13 protein-coding genes are annotated in these 13,987 nt (G+C 71.9%); 8 read left to right on the top strand and 5 right to left on the bottom strand.

All coding sequences use genetic code 11. The features are described from left to right. The first annotated feature begins 75 nt into the window (after positions 1-75). The gene (locus tag HGB44_RS16690; protein WP_061079130.1) at positions 76-1,140 is read left to right on the top strand and encodes a site-2 protease family protein; all 1,065 of its coding nucleotides are present in this window, start codon (positions 76-78) and stop codon (positions 1,138-1,140) included. Between the two features lie 86 nt (positions 1,141-1,226). Here HGB44_RS16690 and HGB44_RS16685 read toward each other — a convergent pair whose 3' ends face one another. Beyond that, a complete protein-coding gene (locus HGB44_RS16685) occupies positions 1,227-1,700 on the bottom strand; it encodes a hypothetical protein (RefSeq protein WP_061079131.1) in 474 nt (157 codons plus the stop codon). 38 nt (positions 1,701-1,738) lie between these two features. Beyond that, positions 1,739-3,025, bottom strand: coding sequence for a helix-turn-helix domain-containing protein (locus tag HGB44_RS16680; protein ID WP_082768232.1), 1,287 nt, complete (start codon positions 3,023-3,025; stop codon positions 1,739-1,741). 208 nt (positions 3,026-3,233) lie between these two features. On the opposite strand from HGB44_RS16680, the gene HGB44_RS16675 reads away from it, so the two are divergent. Continuing rightward, positions 3,234-3,599 (top strand): hypothetical protein, encoded by a 366-nt coding sequence (locus tag HGB44_RS16675; RefSeq protein WP_061079133.1) that lies wholly within the window; start codon positions 3,234-3,236, stop codon positions 3,597-3,599. On the opposite strand, the gene HGB44_RS16670 is transcribed toward HGB44_RS16675, so the two are convergent. Continuing rightward, complete coding sequence (locus HGB44_RS16670) at positions 3,525-4,427, bottom strand: AraC family transcriptional regulator (protein ID WP_231972291.1); 903 nt, start codon at positions 4,425-4,427, stop codon at positions 3,525-3,527. The two genes, HGB44_RS16675 and HGB44_RS16670, sit on opposite strands and share 75 nt — an antisense overlap. Before the next feature lie 92 nt (positions 4,428-4,519). Between HGB44_RS16670 and HGB44_RS16665 the strand changes: the two genes are divergently transcribed. Beyond that, positions 4,520-4,930 carry a DUF2000 domain-containing protein gene (locus HGB44_RS16665; protein WP_061079135.1) on the top strand — a complete coding sequence of 137 codons (411 nt, stop codon included), beginning with the start codon at positions 4,520-4,522 and terminating at the stop codon, positions 4,928-4,930. On the opposite strand, the gene ppgK is transcribed toward HGB44_RS16665, so the two are convergent. Beyond that, positions 4,927-5,715, bottom strand: a complete 789-nt coding sequence (gene ppgK / locus HGB44_RS16660) for a polyphosphate--glucose phosphotransferase (protein WP_061079136.1) — start codon at positions 5,713-5,715, stop codon at positions 4,927-4,929. The genes HGB44_RS16665 and ppgK overlap by 4 nt on opposite strands. A gap of 190 nt (positions 5,716-5,905) precedes the next feature. Between ppgK and HGB44_RS16655 the strand changes: the two genes are divergently transcribed. The 3 genes from HGB44_RS16655 (at position 5,906) to HGB44_RS16645 (ending at position 11,016) form a co-directional block, all read left to right on the top strand. After that, the gene (locus tag HGB44_RS16655; RefSeq protein WP_082768233.1) at positions 5,906-6,976 is read left to right on the top strand and encodes a tRNA (adenine-N1)-methyltransferase; all 1,071 of its coding nucleotides are present in this window, start codon (positions 5,906-5,908) and stop codon (positions 6,974-6,976) included. A 353-nt stretch (positions 6,977-7,329) separates the two neighbouring features. Then, a complete protein-coding gene (gene arc, locus HGB44_RS16650) occupies positions 7,330-9,099 on the top strand; it encodes a proteasome ATPase (RefSeq protein WP_231972293.1) in 1,770 nt (589 codons plus the stop codon). A gap of 648 nt (positions 9,100-9,747) precedes the next feature. Continuing rightward, positions 9,748-11,016, top strand: coding sequence for a hemolysin family protein (locus tag HGB44_RS16645; protein ID WP_061079137.1), 1,269 nt, complete (start codon positions 9,748-9,750; stop codon positions 11,014-11,016). Positions 11,017-11,201: 185 nt separating this feature from the next. Here HGB44_RS16645 and HGB44_RS16640 read toward each other — a convergent pair whose 3' ends face one another. Beyond that, entirely contained in the window at positions 11,202-11,810 is a 609-nt protein-coding gene (locus tag HGB44_RS16640) for a TetR/AcrR family transcriptional regulator (RefSeq protein WP_061079138.1), read from the bottom strand. A 149-nt stretch (positions 11,811-11,959) separates the two neighbouring features. Between HGB44_RS16640 and HGB44_RS16635 the strand changes: the two genes are divergently transcribed. Continuing rightward, entirely contained in the window at positions 11,960-12,181 is a 222-nt protein-coding gene (locus tag HGB44_RS16635) for a hypothetical protein (protein WP_061079139.1), read from the top strand. A gap of 226 nt (positions 12,182-12,407) precedes the next feature. Beyond that, positions 12,408-13,925, top strand: a complete 1,518-nt coding sequence (gene dop, locus HGB44_RS16630) for a depupylase/deamidase Dop (RefSeq protein ID WP_061079140.1) — start codon at positions 12,408-12,410, stop codon at positions 13,923-13,925. Positions 13,926-13,987 lie beyond the last annotated feature (62 nt).

Here is a 13,987-nt window from a genome sequence, read left to right as displayed (position 1 = left end):
GACCCATCCGCGCCCAAGCCCCGCGACCGTTCCGCCAGGCCGGGGTTACTGATCGGCCGCCCCTTCGGCATCCCCGTGTACGTGACCTCCTCGTGGCTGATCGTCGCGGCGCTGATCACCCTGGTCTACGGCGGTGTCGTCCAGGGCCGCCTGGCGCTGGGGCCCGCCGCCTACCTGCTGGCCTTCGTCTTCGCCGTCCTGCTCTACGCCTCCGTGCTGGTGCACGAGCTGGCGCACGCGGTGGTCGCGCGCATGTACGGCCTGCCGGTCCGGCGCATCGTGCTGTACGTGCTGGGCGGGGTCTCCGAGATCGAGCGCGAGGCGCCCACGCCGGGCCGCGAGTTCTGGATCGCGTTCGCCGGGCCGCTGTTCTCCCTGCTGCTGGCGGCGGGCGGGTTCGGCCTGTACCTGTTCACCGAGCCGCGCACCGTGGTGGGTGAGCTGCTGTTCCAGCTGTGGATCGCCAACCTGCTGGTGGGTGCGTTCAACCTGCTGCCGGGTCTTCCGCTGGACGGTGGGCGGCTGCTGCGCGCGGGGGTGTGGAAGGTGACGGGCAGGCCCTTCGCGGGGAGTGTGGCCGCCGCCTGGGGCGGCCGGGTGCTGGCCCTGCTGGTGGTGGCGCTGCCGTTCCTGATCACGTGGTGGGCGGGCGGGCGGCTCAGCCCGTGGAGCGTGGTGTGGGGATTCGTCCTGGGCGGTTTCATGTGGATGGGTGCCTCCGACGCGCTGCGCGCCGCCCGGGTGCGCGAGCGCATTCCGCGTCTGCGCGCCCGCGATCTGGCCCGCTCCTCGGTGACGGTGCTGGCCGACACGCCGCTGGCCGAGGCCGAGCGCCGGGCCCGGGAGGCGGAGGCGGTGGAGGTCGTGGTGACCGACGTCCAGGGCGTTCCCGCGGCGGTGGTGCACCCGGCGGCGGCCGGGGCGATCGAACCGGAGCGCCGGGCGTGGGTGCCGGTGTCGAGTGTGTCCCGGGCGGTGACCGAGCATTCTCTGGTGCCGGTGGGGCTGGAGGGTGAGGAGTTGTTGCGGGCGCTGACGGGTCATCCGCTGCCGGAGTACGTGGTGGTGGACGAGGGCGGTGGGGTGCGCGGGGTGCTCAGGGCCGCGGACGTCAACGCGGTGGTCTCGGGCGGACGCTGAACCGGTTGGGGCCGGACGGTGCCGGTGGGGCCGCTCCCCCCTTCGCGGCGGAGGTGCGCGGCGCGGGTGGCGGACGCCGGGCCGGGTCAGCGGCGGGCGCCCTCGGGCCACAGCACCGAGACCGGGCGAAAGAGCGAGCGCGCGTAGGCCACCACGTCGGCGGTGCCGCCGGGGCCGCGCGCGGGCTGGCCGTCCCAGACGGCCACCAGTTGGTCGCAGCGCCGTACGAGCAGCCTTCCGGCCTCCAGGTGGGCCTTGGGCGTGGACTCGGTGTAGGGCAGTGTGTGCACGAGGACGGCCTGTCGCAGGAGGCGGTCGTAGACGGGGTGGTGTTCCTGGGGCAGTGCCTCGCGGTAGCCGGCGGCGGGGATGACCGCCTCCAGCGGGGCTCCGGCCGCGACGACGGCCTCGGCGAAGACGGTGTCGGCGCCGTCGGCCAGGCAGGACAGGCCCACCATCTCGCAGCCGTAGGGTTCCAGGTGGGCGGTGAGCAGCGCGGTGACGGTGCGTTGCACGTCGGGGGTCAGGTCGCGGTGACCGGTGACTCCGATGTGGATCACGAAACCTCCCTGATGATCGCTTCGCGGCTTTTCTACCCTTAAGCGGTGATACCGCTCACCAGGGACAGAAGTCGGTCGTCCAGGTCGGCCACGCAGCGCGCCCGCGTTCCCGAGTGCTGGCGGCGAAAGGCCCGGACCCGGCCGATGACCCGCTCGGACTCGTAGCGGACGCCCGTGGTCAGCGCCTCGTGGACCAGGCGGAAGGCCTCGTCCACGTCCCCCGCCTCGGCGTGCGCCGAGGCCAGTTCCACCTGGAGGACCGCGGACTGCTTGGGGTTGGCGCTGTTCGGCGCGAACGCCTCGGCGAAGGCCCGCCGGGCGTCGTTCGGCTGGCGCAGCCGCACGCCCACCCGGGCGCGGTAACCGGCGACCTTGGTCTCGTCGAAGGCGAACACCCACGGCCAGGGCGGGTCGGTGTTGGCGGAGCGGGCCACCTCCCGCTCCGCCCGGCCCAGGGCGCGCGCGGCGGCCGCGCCGTCCCCGTTCCCGGCGTGCGCGAGCGCCCCCACGCAGGCGAGCCAGGCGCGGGCGGTGGGGTGGGCGGCGGGGCCCAGGACGTGTTCGGCCTCCTGGACCAGTCCCAGGCCCAGGTGGTGGTCCTCGGCGGTGTCGGTCTCGAAGGCCGCCAGGGAGCCCAGCATGTACACGTCGAGCAGGCGCATGTCCGCCTGGCGGGCACGCATGACCGCGGTGCGGTAGTGCGTCCTGGCCGATCCCATGTCGCCCCGGTCCGCGTGCAGCCAGGCGGCGAAGCCGGAGGCCTCGCTGGCGGCGGCGCTCAGTTCGCCGTGGAACGGTGTCCCGTGCGAGTGCCCACGCATCTGCTCGGCCAGATGCACGTGCGCCACAGCGCTGGGCAGCAGGTGGCGGGAGGGGGAGGTGGCGTCCATGCGGCGCTGGCCCCCGGTGATGGCGCGCAGGGAGGGCGCGGTCGTCTCGTTGACGGTGTCGGGGCACGGGCCCGACGCCACCGGGGCCTGAGCCGCACCGGCGGTGACCGTGGCGGCGGTGGTGGCGGTGAGCAGGGCTCCCGCGGCCACCGCGCGTCCGAAGTCGCGGCGCCTCGTGGTGTCCACCCCCTTCTCGGCGGGACGGGCCTGGGGCGCGCCGCCGCCGAAACGCAGCAGGTGCAGCGGGATGTCCAGGCGTCGGGCGAGGTCGTGTACCTGGCTGATGGTCAGCGACTGCTGGCCGTTGACCACGCGCGAGACCCAGCTCTGGGAGTAGTCGATCGCGCGGGCGAGGTCACCCTGGGACCAGCCGTGCGCCGCGCGCACGCCCTCGATGACCGTCGCCATGTCACAGGTGGCCAGGGCATCCGCCATACGGGGACGTGTCCACAGGCCCGGTGGGAGAACGCCGTCTGGTTGGGGCATGAGCTTAGGTTAGGGACTCCGGGCAGCGCCGGTGGCTATGTGTAAGAAAGAAGTCCGTATGCGTGATGCGCATAGGACCGGCCGTTTCGCCCCCGGATACGGCAGAGTGCAAGGGTCGTTGGTCCCAGAGATGTCTGGGAAGGGGAGGGGAGTCCCGTTGACCGTTGAGACCCCGCTGGCGGGGAGTCCGAGCCTGAGGCGCGACCCGGGCACGGCCGAGCTGGTGAACCGCGTGGAGCTGATGGAGTTCGCCCTGCGCGGGCTGGCCGCCGAGTTGCGCTCGCGCGGGGTGGAGGTCCGTGAGGACGGGTTGTGCGGGGCGGTGGACGCCGGTCCCAGCGCCCGGCCCCAGCGTGCCCTGCTGCGGCCACACCGCGGGGACCTGTGGTGGTGGATGCGCTGGCCGCTCCAGGACGGGCTGCCCGCGGCGCTGGCGGGCGTGCCCATCTCACCGGTCGCGCACACCGCCGCCGCCGCGCGGCGGATCGTGGTCGCCCTGTCCATGTCCGTCGGCGAGGGCTGAGAGCGCGCGGTCCGCGGAGCGGAACGCCCCCGGCGTGATGCCGTAGCAGCGGCCGAACCACCGTGTCAGGTGGCTCTGGTCGGCGAACCCCGACCGCGCGGAGGCCTCCGACAGCGGTGCCCCCGCCGCGATCAGGTCCCGGGCCCGCCGTAGCCGCAGCTGCCGCTGGTACTCGCTGGGGGCCATCCCCCGCACCGCCCGAAAGGCCCGGTAGACCGCGAACCGGCTCCGTCCCGCGGCCGCGGCCAGTTCCCCGGCGCCCACGTCCTCGGTGAACCGCTCGCGCAGCACCGCCTCCACCCGGGCCGCCACCCGCGCCGCGTCCGGGTCCGACACCGGTGCCACCTCCGGCCGCCCGACCGCTCCGCGGCCCGTCACCGCCACCACCGCGCCGCGCAGGGCCTCGTCCACGGCCAGCCGGGGGCTTCCCCGCCACAGTGCCGAGTGCAGTCCCAGCAGGGCCCGGGCCAGCCGGGGGTCCTCCACCAGCGGGTCGGCGAACAGCGGCAGCCCGGCACGGCCCTCGGCGGCGTCGGCGAGCACCTCCCGCACCAGTTCCGGTCCGATGTGCACGATCCGGTAGGTGAACCCCGGCTCGGCCCCGGCGTGCCCGTCGTGCGGGTCGTCCGGGTTGAACGCCAGCACCGTCCCGGACACGCTCGCGTGCGCGCCGCCCCGGCAGTTGAACGCCTGTACGCCCGACTCCGTCACCCCGAACGAGTACGCGTCGTGGCTGTGCCGGTGGTAGGCGTGCCGCTCGAAGTGCGCGTGCATCGCCTCCAGCGGTCGCTCGGGTGAACGCCAGTACCTGGCCCAGTCCCCTGTCACGCCTCCATTGTCGGACGCCCGCGGCCTCCGGCGGTACCCGCGCGCACCAGCGTCCAAGACGGCGGGGCCGCGCCCGCGCCATCCTCACACCCATGCGTTTCGACACCAAGATCGCCGTGGCCGTTCGCCGGGACCTGGCCCCCTGGCAGAAGCTCAACGTGACGGCCTTCCTCAGCAGCGGCGTCGCGCACGCGCGCCCCGGCTCCATCGGCAAGCCCTATGAGGACGCCTCGGGCAACACCTACCTGGCGATGTTCCGCGAACCCGTGCTGGTCTACGGGGCGGACGCGCGCACCCTGGCCCGCACGCTGGAGCGCGCCCGCTCCCGGGGCCTGGCCGCCGCGCTGTACACCGAGCAGCTGTTCGCCACCGGCAACGACGACGACAACCGCGCCGCCGTGCGCGAGGTGGCCGCCGCGGACCTGGACCTGGTGGGCGTGGCCGTGCACGGGCCCAGGTCGGACGTGGACAAGGTGGTCAGGGGGCTGCGGCTGCACCCCTAGGAGCGCTCGCCCTGGCCGCCTCGGGTCGCCTCGGACTCGGCGGCGGCCAGGGCGGCGCCGACGATCCCGGCCGTGTTGAGCAGCGAGGCGGCCACGACGGGCGTGCGGATGTCCAACAGCGGCAGGAACTTGTCCGCCTTGCGGCTGACCCCGCCGCCGACCACGATCAGGTCCGGCCACAGCAGGTCCTCCACGACCCGGTAGTAGCGCTGCAGCCGCTCGGTCGCCCACTCGCGGTAGGACAGCTCCTCACGCTCCTTGGCGCCCGAGGAGGCCCGCGTCTCGGCGTCGTGGCCGTCGATCTCCAGGTGTCCGAACTCGGTGTTGGGCACCAGGCGCCCGTCCACCACCAGGGCGGTGCCGATCCCCGTGCCCAGGGTGGTCAGCAGCACCACCCCCGGCACGCCCTTGGCGGCGCCGTAGCGGGTCTCCGCCACGGCGGCGGCGTCGGCGTCGTTGAGCACGCGCACCGGTCGGCCGGCGGCCTCGGCGAACAGCGCCCGCGCGTCGGTGTCGATCCAGCTCTTGTCCAGGTTGGCCGCGGTGCGCACCACGCCCCCCTGCACCACGCCCGGGAAGGTCACGCCCAGGGGCATTCCCGCGGCCTCGGGGAAGTGCTCGGCGATCCCGTGCACGATCTCGGCCACCGCCGCGGGGTCGGAGCGGTCGGGGGTGAGGACCTTCGTCCGCTCCCTGAGGAACTCGCCGGTGGTCAGGTCGACCGGCGCGCCCTTGATGCCGCTGCCGCCGATGTCGATTCCCAGCCCCGTGGTCAGCTGTGACATGGGTTGTCTTCTCCCGTGGTCCTCGTGGGTGGTCGGGCGCGGTCGGGGGCCCGTCAGGCTGAATACTGCCCTGGGGGCGGGGTTTTCGCACGCGCGGGCGCACCGCGCCCGTTCGCCGCGGTACCGGGGGGCCGATACCCTGGGCGATCGCCCTGCCAACCAATAGCGACGTGGGAAGACGAGAGCGACGTTGACCGGTATCCATGGCCGCCGCGGCCCCTTCACCGACGGCGACACCGTGCAGTTGACCGACCCCAAGGGTCGCATGCACACCATCACTCTGCGAGAGGGCGCCGCCTTCCACTCCCACAAGGGCAAGGTCGACCACGACGACCTCATCGGACAGCCCGAGGGCAGTGTGGTGCGCTCCAACACCGGCACGGCCTACGTGGCGCTGCGCCCCCTGCTGATCGACTACACCCTGTCGATGAAGCGGGGAGCCACCATCGTCTACCCCAAGGACGCCGCCCAGGTGCTCGTGGAGGCCGACATCTTCCCCGGCGCGCGCGTGGTCGAGGCCGGGGCGGGCTCGGGGGCCATGTCCAACTGGCTGCTGCGCGCGGTCGGTGAGGGCGGCATGGTGCACTCCTACGAGCGCCGCGCCGACTTCGCCGAGATCGCCCGCAAGAACGTGGAGAGGTTCCACGGCGGTCCGCACCCGGCCTGGAAGCTCACCGTCGGCGACCTGGTGGAGGAGCTGGACGAGACCGACGTCGACCGCGTCTTCCTGGACATGCTCGCGCCCTGGGAGTGCCTGGACGCGGTCGCCGACGCCCTCATCCCGGGCGGTCTGGTGTGCTGCTACGTCGCCACCACCACCCAGCTGTCGCGCGTGGTGGAGCAGCTGCGCGAGGACCCCCGCTTCTACGAGCCGCGCTCGTGGGAGACCATGCTGCGCACCTGGCACGTGGAGGGCCTGGCCGTGCGTCCGGACCACCGCATGATCGGGCACACCGGCTTCCTGGTGGTCGCGCGCCGCCTGGCCGACGGGGCTGAGGCCCCCGAGCGCCGCCGCCGTCCGGCCAAGGGGGCCTACGGCAAGGACTTCACCGCCGCGCGCGAGCAGGACCGGCGCGCGGCCGGAACGGAGGGGACCCCGGCCGAGGAGGTCAGGGCGCTGGCCACCGACGCGGTGGTCCCCGAGGCGCCCCGCGGTGACGGTGACGCCGGCGGGGCGGTCGACGCCTCCGGTCCGCAGACCCCGGGGGACGACACCGCCGACGCCTCCCCGCGGGTTCCGGGGGACGACGCCCGCGGCTGATTCACGGCCCACCGCCTGAGCCCACCGCCCAAGCCCGCCCGTACACGCCGCACACCGCTTCTCACCTCCTCACCGTGCGTCTTCGGCGGGTCCCCACGGGGACCCGTCCGGGCGGGCTTCGGCGTGTCCGGGGCAGGCCCGCTGACGTGGGTGGGGAGGGATCGCCAGGAGGGGCGGATTCCTTGCCCGCGCCCGGACCCAAAGGTTACGTTCTCATTACGTCGAGTCATCTGGTAGCACTCTGACCTGTGATGACGCAAGACCTGGAAATGAGGCCTACGACACTCTCCGGCCCTGGGAGGTTAGGAATAGGGCGAGGGTAGGTAGGCTCCGATGTAGTTCCTCATAGGGAGGTGGCGGACGTGGCTGAGCGCGACGACGAGCGTCAGAGCGACCGGGACCGTGAAGTCGAAGAACTCACGGCCCAGGTCTCCTACATGGAAAAGGAACTCAGCGTGGTTCGGCGCAAGCTCGCCGATTCGCCCCGGCATGTACGCCTGCTGGAGGAGCGGCTGAGGGAGGCACAGGCCAGCCTCGCCGCCGCCAACGGCCAGAACGAACGGCTCGTCTCCACTTTGAAGGAGGCGCGCGAGCAGATCGTGGCGCTCAAGGAGGAGGTCGACCGGCTGGCCCAGCCGCCGTCGGGCTTCGGCGTCTACCTCGGTTCACGCGAGGACGAGACCGTCGAGATCTTCACCAACGGCCGCAAGATGCGGGTCAACGTCAGTCCCTCGGTGGACCTGGACAGCCTGCGCCCCGGCCAGGAGGTCATGCTCAACGAGGCCTTCAACGTCGTCGAGGTGGAGTCCTTCGAGACCGTCGGCGAGGTCGTCATGCTCAAGGAGATCCTTGAGGACGGCGAGCGCGCCCTGGTCATCTCCCACCACGACGAGGAGCGGATCGTCCGACTGGCCGAGCCGCTGCGCGACGAGGCGATCCGCCCCGGCGACTCGCTGCTGCTGGAGTCGCGGTCGGGGTACGTCTACGAGCGCATCCCCAAGTCCGAGGTCGAGGAGCTCATCCTCGAAGAGGTCCCCGACATCGCCTACACCGACATCGGCGGCCTCTCCGGGCAGATCGAGATGATCCGCGACGCGGTCGAGCTGCCCTACCTGTACAAGGAGCTCTTCTACGAGCACCAGCTGCGCCCGCCCAAGGGCGTGCTGCTCTACGGTCCTCCCGGGTGCGGTAAGACGCTCATCGCCAAGGCTGTCGCCAACTCGCTGGCCAGGCAGGTCGCCGAGCGCACCGGCCGCGACGTCGGCAAGAGCTTCTTCCTCAACATCAAGGGCCCCGAGCTGCTCAACAAGTACGTGGGCGAGACCGAGCGGCACATCCGCCTGGTCTTCCAGCGCGCACGGGAGAAGGCCTCCGAGGGCACCCCGGTCATCGTCTTCTTCGACGAGATGGACTCGATCTTCCGCACCCGCGGCTCGGGTGTGTCCTCCGACGTGGAGAACACGATCGTGCCCCAGCTCCTGAGCGAGATCGACGGTGTGGAGGGCCTGGAGAACGTCATCGTCATCGGCGCCTCCAACCGCGAGGACATGATCGACCCGGCGATCCTGCGGCCCGGCCGCCTGGACGTCAAGATCAAGATCGAGCGGCCCGACGCCGAGGCGGCCCGCGACATCTTCGGCAAGTACATCACCACGGACCTGCCGCTGCACGAGGAGGACCTCGCCGAGCACGGCGGGTCGGCCAGGGCCACGGTGGACGCCATGATCCAGCGGGTCGTGGAGCGCATGTACACCGAGGGCGAGGAGAACCGCTTCCTGGAGGTCACCTACGCCAACGGTGACAAGGAGGTCCTGTACTTCAAGGACTTCAACTCCGGCGCGATGATCGAGAACATCGTCTCCCGGGCCAAGAAGATGGCCATCAAGGACTTCATCGACCAGCAGTCCAAGGGCATCCGGGTCTCGCACCTGATGCAGGCCTGCGTCGACGAGTTCAGCGAGAACGAGGACCTGCCCAACACCACCAACCCCGACGACTGGGCGCGCATCTCCGGCAAGAAGGGCGAGCGCATCGTCTACATCCGGACCCTGGTCACGGGCAAGAAGGGCGCGGACTCCGGGCGGAGCATCGACACGGTGCCCAACACCGGCCAGTACCTGTAGGAACACGGCTGTGAGAGCGCCTTGAGGGGCCGACCGGAACTTCCGGTCGGCCCCTTCCCGTGCCGGTTGCCTCCGGTCCCCGTGATGGCGGGGTGCTGACATTTTCCGGGCGTCCGAGCGAGCCGGGGAGCGCTCTCGACCGTCCTCCGAGTGATCACCGGTCGTAATCATCGAGGCCTGAAGCAGGGCCGTGGACACGAGGGCGGCTGCTACTCCGACACGTGCCCAGACGGCCGCGTGTGCCGCGTAGCGGGGGCCGGAGCTGCCCAGGCAGGCGCCAGGTCAGCGTGCGCCCGGTCAGAACCCAGAGCATGCGCAGAAAGCTCCCCACGAACGGGCGGGAGCTCGGAGCCACGGGGCGTCCCACAGCACGCCGGGGATCTGAGTCTTCCTGGCCGGAGCGCACGTGCCCACGGTGCCCAGGGGGCGGGAACAGCCGGTCGGGACCGGGACCCGGCGAAGACGGAGCGATCCGTCCGTGCGTCGACCCGGCCGCACCCCGCCGGTGCCCGCGGGTTCCCTCCGGCGCCCGCCCTGGTCCGGCTGACAGTCGGGAGCGGTGCCTGGACAGGGTTGTGAGAGGCTCTGGTGCCACGGCCCGAACGGGATCCGTGCCAGAGCACTACAGCATCGGAGACGACAGCAGTTATGGAAAGCTACGGGGTTCAACTCGGCCTCGTCCTTGTCCTCGTTCTCGTCAACGCCCTGTTCGCGGGAAGCGAGATCGCCCTGATCACCCTCAGGGAAGGGCAGATCAAACAGTTGGCGGCACGGGGGCCGGGTGGCCGGGCGGTGGCTCGCCTGGCACAGGACCCCAACCGGTTCCTGGCCACCATCCAGATCGGCATCACCCTCGCGGGCTTCCTGGCCTCGGCCACCGCGGCCGTGTCCCTGGCCCAGCCCCTCATCGAGCCCCTGGGATTCCTGGGCTCGGCCGCCAGCCCGGTGGCGATCGTCCTGGTCACCGTGCTCCTGTCCTTCGTCACGCTGGTCTTCGGAGAGCTGGCGCCCAAGCGCATCGCCATGCAGCGGGCCGAGACGTGGGCGGTGCTGGTCGCCCGACCACTGGACCTGCTCGCCATGCTCTCCCGCCCCGTGGTGTGGCTGCTGAGCGCCTCCACCAACCTGGTGGTGCGCCTGACGGGCGGCGACCCCTCCGCGGCCAAGGAGGAGGTCAGCGAGGAGGAGCTGCGCGACATGCTCGCCACCCAGCGGGGCATCACGCGCGAGCAGCGCACCATCATCTCCGGAGCCTTCGAGATCGACGACCGGCGCCTGCGCCAGGTCGTCGTTCCCCGCGGCGAGGTGTTCACCATCCCCGCCCGCACGCCCGCGGCCCAGGCGGCGCAGATGCTCGCCGAACACGGGCACTCCCGGGCACCGGTGGTGAACGACGACGACCTGGACGACGTGCTCGGTGTCGTGCACTGGTCCGACCTGGTGCGCGGTGAGGCCGACGCCGGAGAACTGGCCCGCGAACCGCTGTTCCTGCCCGATTCCCTGGTGGTGTCGTTGGCCCTGCGCCGCATGATCGCCGAGCACCAGCAGTTGGGCGTGGTCATCAACGAGGTCGGCGGTGTCGACGGCATCGTGAGCCTGGAGGACCTGCTGGAGGAGATCGTCGGGGAGATCTACGACGAGACCGATTCCGACATACGCACCGTGGTCCGCAACGCTGACGGGTCCTTCACCCTGCCCGGCACCTATCCCGTGCACGACCTGCCCGACATCGACATCCATCTGGAAGACCTCCCCGAAGGGGACTACGTCACCGTCGCCGGTCTGCTCATCGCCGTGCTGGGCCACATCCCCCAGGAGCCGGGGGAAGAGGTGGCACTGGACTCCTGGAAGGCCAGGATCGACCAGGCCAACGGGCGCACCATCACCCAGGTGGCCATGTACCCCGCCGCGACCTGACACCACGCGGCCCGCAAGGACGCGCCGTACCTCTGCTTCGGTACCGGCCCGGTGCCGGGCCGAAGCGGGGGAGCGGGTACCGGCCTCCCCGAGCCCGCCAGGGGTCGTCGCTCTCCGCGATGTCTCGCGGGGTGCGGGACCGGGGCCCGTCTCTCCACGCCCGCGGCACGGGTTCGCGCGCTTTCTCAGGTGGGTGCGTGCGCGAACACGCCGTCGAGCTGGTGCTCGATCAGCTCCACGGCCTGCTCGGGGCTGTGCCGACCGAGCAGGACGCTGGTCTGCAGGCCCGTGGCCCCCGCCACCAGGAACGCGCTCTCGGCCCCGACGTCGACCTCCGGCGGCACCTCGCCGGACTGTCGGCCCCGGTCAAGCAGACCGGCCACGAGGTCCTCCAGGGCGCGGGGCGCGTCGCGGGCCGCGGCCGTCAGCGCCGGGTCGGTGACGAAGGGAATGAAGTAGGCGGCGTAGACCAGGTGCCGGTTGCGGCGCTCCTCGTCCAGCGGGAGCAGCTCCCACAGCACCCCGCGCACGAGCGCGCGCATGCCGGGGGCCTCGCCCAGCTCGGCCAGGCGCTGCCCGGCCCGCCGTTCGGCGTCGGCGTTGAGGATCTCCAGTGCGCCCAGCAGCAGGCGGTCGCGGGTGCCGAAGTAGTACTGCAGCAGACGTGCGGAGACCCGGGCCTCCGCGGCGACCTGGCGCAGGGTGACGTGTTCGAGCCCGCCCCGGGTGGCCAGGCGCCACACGGCCTGGGCGATCTGGCGGCGGCGCAGGTCGTGGTCCACCTGTCGGGGCATGGCGGGTCTCCTTCGGTCGTGTGCCACAGCGGGCGCATTTTTGTGGTGCGATCGTACCAAGACCGTGTTATGGTTCGATCGAACCACAAAGAGACGCGCGTCGGAGGCCCTGGTCCCGGCCCCGCGCGGGGCATAGGGAGGACGTAACGATGGCGTATGTGGCGTGTCTGGTCGCGGGCCTGGTGATGCTGGTCCTGGGAGCGCAGGGAGGCATCCGGCTGCTGGTCGACCACGGTGACGCGGGCGTCCTGCACCAGGTGCCCGGAGGCTTCGCGGTGTGGTTCGCCTGCTACGCGGCGATGACGCTCCTCGGCACCGTCCTGGCCGGGTGGGGCGCGGCACGGGCCAGGCGCTCCGGGCACATCAGGTGAGCGGACGCCGGGGGCGGTGGCCCCCGGCTCCGCGTCCCGCCGACCGGGACGCTGCCCCTGCCCGGTGAGAGCGAATCGGTGCCGACCGGGTGTGGGGCGGCCCGTGCGCCGCGACCTGCGAGGGGGCGGCGCGCCGCCGTCCCGCGCAACGCCCCGGAACACGGCACTTGGGCCACAATTGGCGCGGAAGCGTTCAAGACCGGTCCCCGGTGGATAACCTCTCACCATGAGTGTGCGGCGGATTATGGGTATCGAGACCGAGTACGGGATCTCCGTACCAGGCAACCCCGGGGCCAACGCGATGGTCACCTCCACCCAGGTGGTCAACGCCTATCTGGCCGCCTCGGCGGCCCGGGCGCGGCGTGCCCGCTGGGACTTCGAGGAGGAGAACCCGCTGCGCGACGCGCGCGGCTTCGACCTGGCACGTGAGGTCGCCGATCCCACGCAGCTCACCGACGAGGACCTGGGCCTGGCCAACGTCATCCTCACCAACGGCGCCCGCCTGTACGTGGACCACGCCCACCCCGAGTACTCGGCGCCCGAGGTCACCAACCCGCGCGACGCGGTGCTGTGGGACAAGGCGGGGGAGCGGGTGATGGCCGACGCCGCCGCGCGGGCGGGGGCCACCCCGGGCATCGATCCGATCCAGCTGTACAAGAACAACACCGACAACAAGGGCGCCTCCTACGGCTGCCACGAGAACTACCTGATGCACCGGTCGACGCCGTTCGGCGACATCGTCCGGCACCTGATCCCGTTCTTCGTCTCCCGCCAGGTGGTGTGCGGGGCGGGCAAGGTCGGCATCGGATCCGACGGGCAGGGCAGCGGGTTCCAGATCTCCCAGCGCGCCGACTTCTTCGAGGTCGAGGTGGGGCTGGAGACCACCCTCAAGCGCCCCATCATCAACACCAGGGACGAGCCGCACGCCGACCCCGACCAGTACCGGCGGCTGCACGTCATCATCGGCGACGCCAACATGAGCGAGGTCTCCACCTACCTCAAGCTGGGGACGACGGCGCTGGTGCTGTCGATGATCGAGGACGGGTTCCTGAGTGTGGACCTGTCCCTGGAGACCCCGGTGGCCGATCTGCGGGAGGTCTCGCACGACCCCGGCCTCACCCACCGGGTGCGGCTGCGCGACGGGCGGCGGATGACCGCGCTGGAGCTCCAGTGCGAGTACCTGGACCAGGCCCGCAAGTACGTGGAGGACCGCTTCGGCACCGACGTGGACCCCGACACCGCCGACGTCCTGGACCGCTGGGAGTCGGTGCTCAACCGGTTGGGCGCCGACCCGATGAGTCTGGCCGACGAGCTGGACTGGGTGGCCAAGCTCAAGGTGCTGGAGGGCTACCGCTCCCGGGACTCCCTGGAGTGGTCGCACCCGCGCCTGCAACTGGTGGACCTCCAGTACTCCGACGTGCGGGCGGACAAGGGCATCTACAACCGGCTGGTGGCGCGCGGCCGGATGAAGCGCCTGCTGGAGGAGCCGCAGGTGGACCGCGCGGTCACCGAGCCGCCGGAGGACACGCGCGCCTACTTCCGCGGGCGCTGCCTGGCCAAGTACGCCGACGAGGTGGCCGCCGCCTCCTGGGACTCGGTGATCTTCGACCTGCCGGGTTACGACTCGCTCCAGCGGGTGCCGACCCTGGAGCCGCGCCGGGGCACCAAGGAGCACGTGGGAGCGCTGCTGGACGCCTCCCCGACCGCGGCCGACCTGGTGGCGGTGCTCACCGGGGGCCGCTGACCCGGCGGGCGGCGGGTCAGCGGCGGGCCCGGCGGTCCCCTCCCGGCTCCTGGACGGTGTGC

The organism is Nocardiopsis alborubida (assembly GCF_012396365.1).
In the GTDB taxonomy this organism is placed as follows: domain Bacteria; phylum Actinomycetota; class Actinomycetes; order Streptosporangiales; family Streptosporangiaceae; genus Nocardiopsis; species Nocardiopsis alborubida.
This window is presented reverse-complemented; position numbering and strand designations above follow the sequence as displayed.

Coding starts and splice junctions, on each gene's coding strand:
- HGB44_RS16680 (WP_082768232.1), bottom strand. CDS start 3,025: ATGGCGGATGCCCTGGCCACCTGTGACATGGCGACGGTCATCGAGGGC.
- HGB44_RS16665 (WP_061079135.1), top strand. CDS start 4,520: ATGCGTTTCGACACCAAGATCGCCGTGGCCGTTCGCCGGGACCTGGCC.
- ppgK (WP_061079136.1), bottom strand. CDS start 5,715: ATGTCACAGCTGACCACGGGGCTGGGAATCGACATCGGCGGCAGCGGC.
- HGB44_RS16645 (WP_061079137.1), top strand. CDS start 9,748: ATGGAAAGCTACGGGGTTCAACTCGGCCTCGTCCTTGTCCTCGTTCTC.
- HGB44_RS16640 (WP_061079138.1), bottom strand. CDS start 11,810: ATGCCCCGACAGGTGGACCACGACCTGCGCCGCCGCCAGATCGCCCAG.
- HGB44_RS16635 (WP_061079139.1), top strand. CDS start 11,960: ATGGCGTATGTGGCGTGTCTGGTCGCGGGCCTGGTGATGCTGGTCCTG.
- dop (WP_061079140.1), top strand. CDS start 12,408: ATGAGTGTGCGGCGGATTATGGGTATCGAGACCGAGTACGGGATCTCC.